The sequence below is a fragment of the Saccharopolyspora sp. 6M genome (assembly GCF_020176775.1).
Taxonomy (GTDB): Bacteria; Actinomycetota; Actinomycetes; order Mycobacteriales; family Pseudonocardiaceae; genus Saccharopolyspora_C; species Saccharopolyspora_C gregorii.
Window position 1 is genome coordinate 1 of the sequence record NZ_JAIUJZ010000272.1, and the last position, 3,667, is coordinate 3,667.

The following is a 3,667-nucleotide window of genomic DNA, read 5'->3' on the forward strand; positions in this document are numbered from 1 at the left end:
GGCCGCGGGGGCGGGGGGGGGCCCGGGGGGGCGGGCGCGACCACCCACCCCCGGCTTCGGGATCAGCCGGCAGCCGGGCGCACGGCCGCCGTAGCGCTGATCACGTTCTTGAGCGCGGTCTCGACCTCGGCGTAGCCGCGGGTCTTGAGGCCGCAGTCGGGGTTCACCCACAGCCGCTCGGCGGGCACCGCGGCGAGCGCGGCCTTCAGCAGGTCGGTGACCTCCCCGGCTTCCGGGACCCGGGGCGAGTGGATGTCGTACACACCGGGTCCGACGCCGCGGCCGAACCCGACGGCGTTGAGGTCGTCCAGGACCTCCATCCGGGACCGGGCGGCTTCGATGCTGGTGACGTCGGCGTCCAGGTCGACGATGGCGTTGATGACGTCGCCGAACTCCGAATAGCACAGGTGGGTGTGGATCTGGGTGGATTCGGCGATCCCGGAGGTGGCGAGCCGGAACGAGCGCACCGCCCAGTCCAGGTACTCCTGGTGCTGCGAGGAGCGCAGCGGCAGCAGTTCGCGCAGCGCGGGCTCGTCGACCTGGATCACCCGGATGCCCGCGTTCTCCAGGTCCTTGACCTCGTCCCGGATGGCGAGCGCGACCTGCTCGGCGGTGATGCCGAGCGGCTGGTCGTCGCGCACGAAGGACCAGGCGAGGATGGTGACGGGCCCGGTCAGCATGCCCTTCACCGGCTTGGCGGTGAGTTTCTGCGCGTACTTGGCCCATTCCACGGTGATCGGCTCGGGCCGGGACACGTCGCCGTAGAGGATCGGTGGCCGGACGCAGCGCGAACCGTAGGACTGCACCCAGCCGTTGTGCGTGCTGGCGAACCCGTCCATGTGTTCCGAGAAGTACTGCACCATGTCGTTGCGCTCGGGTTCGCCGTGCACGAGCACGTCGAGTCCGAGGTCTTCCTGCAGCCGGATGACGCGTTCGATCTCGTCGCGCATCCGCTGCTTGTAGGTGGCGTGGTCGATGCTTCCGGAGCGCAACGCGGCGCGGGCCTTGCGCACGTCGGTGGTCTGCGGGAACGAGCCGATGGTGGTCGTCGGCAGCGGCGGCAGCCGCAGCGACTTGCGCTGTGCGGCGAGCCGGTTCGCGTAGTCACCGCGCTGGGCGTGCTCGGGTTTGAGCGAGGTGAGCCGCGCCTGCACCCGGTTGTTGCGCACCCGGTCGGCTCCGGCGCGGTCGGCGATGCGCCGCCGCGCGTCGTCGAGCTGCTCGGCGACGGTGTCGCGGCCCTGGTGCAGCGCGCGGTCGAGGACGACGACCTCGCCGACCTTCTGCGCGGCGAACGCCAGCCAGGACGCGACCTGCGGGTCGAGGTCGGTTTCCGCGTCGACGTCGTAGGGCACGTGCAGCAGCGAGCAGGAGGTGCTGACGGCGACCTCCCCGGCGAGGCCGAGCAGGGTGGCGGCGGTGGTGAGCGCCTTGTCCAGGTCGGTGCGCCAGATGTTGCGCCCGTCGACGAGGCCCGCGACGAGCGTCTTCTCCCGCAGCCCGGGCACCGACGGGAGTTCGTCCACGGTGCGCTGCCCGGCGACGAGGTCCACGCCGACGGCTTCGACGGGGGAGGAGGCGAGCACGCCCAGCGCGTCCCCGAGGTCGCCGAAGTAGGACGCGACCAGGATCTTCGGCCGTTCCGAGAGCTCGCCGAGCCGCTGGTAGGCGGCGCGCAGCGCGTCCAGGTCGGCCTGCGAGCGGTCCGCGGTGAACGCGGGCTCGTCCAGCTGCACCCATTCGACCCCGGCCCGGTGCAGCTCGCCGAGCAGTTCGGCGTAGGCGGTGACGAGCTCGTCGACCTTGTCCAGCGGGCGGAACGAGGCGGGCGCGCCGTCCTGCGGTTTGGACAGCAGCAGGAACGTCAGCGGTCCGACGACGACCGGGCGGGTCTTGATGCCCAGCTCAGCGGCCTCGTGGTACTGGTCGACGACGGTCTGGTCGGACAGCCGGAACTCGGTGTCCGGGCCGATCTCCGGGACGATGTAGTGGTAGTTGGTGTCGAACCACTTCGTCATCTCCAGCGGTGGCGCGGATTCCACGCCGCGGGCCATCGCGAAGTACGTGTCGAGCGGGTTCAGGCCCAGTTCGGCGAAGCGCGGCGGGACCGCGCCGAAGGTGACGGCGGCGTCGAGGACCTGGTCGTAGTAGGAAAAGGTGTTTCCCGGCACCGAGTCCAGCCCGGCGTCGCGCAGCGAACGCCACGTGTCGGTGCGCAGCGTGCGCGCGACTTCGCGCAGTTCCGCTTCGCCGGTGCGGGACTTCCAGTAGCTCTCCAACGCCCGCTTGAGTTCCCGGTTCGGACCGATCCGGGGGAACCCGAGCACGGTGGATCCGATTGTGCTGGTCAACGCTCTCTCCTCGCGAGCTGGACGGCAGTTCTGCGAGGTCGAGCGGGCAGGATCCGGGCACACGTGGCCGCACGCGGCGGCTCGTTCGTCCAGGTCTTCCCGCGAGACCTCGCAACAGCGCGCGTCACGCAGGACGCGCGCACCGGCGGCAGGTCTTCGGACTCGTGGGCGCTTCCCGGTGGAACCGGGGTCTTCTACTGGCCGTCGCTTCCCGAGCTCGCGCTCAGTGCTGTGACCGGTCGTGGCGACCGGTGACGGCGTTCGTTCCCACTCACCGCTGCGGGGCAGTCCCGGATTTCCACCGGGTTCCCTCTTGCCTCGCGCACCCCCGCTTTCGCAGGGCTGTGCGAACCACCAGCACTTCGGAGGCTACTTGCTTCTGGCGGGAAGACAAGGCCCTGCCGTCCGGATCACCCGGGCGCCGCGACGACCGCCGGAAGGTTTTTCGAGCCGCGGGCAACCTGCCGCGCGGTGGTGCGTCTTGTGAACAGGTGAGGGGGCGGGACGGATTTCTTCCGTCCCGGTGCGACGAAGCGATCGGGAGGAACCGGCTGTGGTGAAGAGCGGTATTCGGGCGGGTGTGGGCATCGGTGCGCTGGCCGTGGCGGCGATGGCGCTGGTGCCGGCAGGGATCGCCGCCGCTGACTCGAGCGAGACGTCCGTTGTGGACTTGAACGGGGACGGAACTCCGGACACCGCGCAGCTGTCCGCCATCGGGGACGGGGCGAAGCAGTCGCTCAAGTTCACTGTGGACGGTCGTACGACCGAGGCCGTGCTGACCGGTGACCCGTCCTTCGGCACCCAGCCGATGCGGGTGCTGGACGTGAACGGCGACGGCAGGCAGGAACTGCTGGTGACCGAGTCCGTCGGCGCGAACACCACCTGGTTCAGCGTGTGGGACCTGGGTGCCGATGGCGCGCCGCGCGAGCTGAAGACGCAGGACGGCGAGCCGCTGAAGATCAACGAAGGCGGCGGGATCGGTGCCCGCCTCGGCTACGAGTGCGCGCCCGCGGGCTCGGACGGCCGGGTCCTGATCACCTTGGCCGCGTCGAACGAGAGCCAGACGACGGAACCCTCCTACGACGGTTCCCGGGTCGCCTACGAGGTGCGCGACGGCGTGGCCACGCCGGTCGACGACTACTCGTTCACCGGTGTCGGCAAGGACGACGACGTGCTGCGGGTGCAGCCCGAATCCTGCTCCTGAGGGGGAGCCGTGGGGGGGGGGGGGGGGGGGGGGGGGGGGGGGGGCGCCCCGGCGGCGGCGCGGGGGGGGGGGTGGGGGGGGGGGTGGGGGGGCGCGCCGGGGGGGGGCGGGG

At 71.2% G+C, this 3,667-nt stretch carries 2 protein-coding genes and 1 riboswitch; of the genes, one reads left to right on the forward strand and one right to left on the reverse strand.

What is annotated here, in order from left to right:
• Positions 1 to 62 precede the first annotated feature (62 nt).
• Positions 63 to 2,351 carry a 5-methyltetrahydropteroyltriglutamate--homocysteine S-methyltransferase gene (gene metE / locus LCD31_RS27140; RefSeq protein ID WP_224962736.1) on the reverse strand — a complete coding sequence of 763 codons (2,289 nt, stop codon included), beginning with the start codon at positions 2,349 to 2,351 and terminating at the stop codon, positions 63 to 65.
• Positions 2,352 to 2,480: 129 nt separating this feature from the next.
• A riboswitch (cobalamin riboswitch) is annotated at positions 2,481 to 2,722 on the reverse strand.
• A gap of 185 nt (positions 2,723 to 2,907) precedes the next feature.
• Here metE and LCD31_RS27145 point away from each other — a divergent pair.
• Entirely contained in the window at positions 2,908 to 3,555 is a 648-nt protein-coding gene (locus LCD31_RS27145; RefSeq protein ID WP_224962738.1) for a VCBS repeat-containing protein, read from the forward strand.
• Positions 3,556 to 3,667 lie beyond the last annotated feature (112 nt).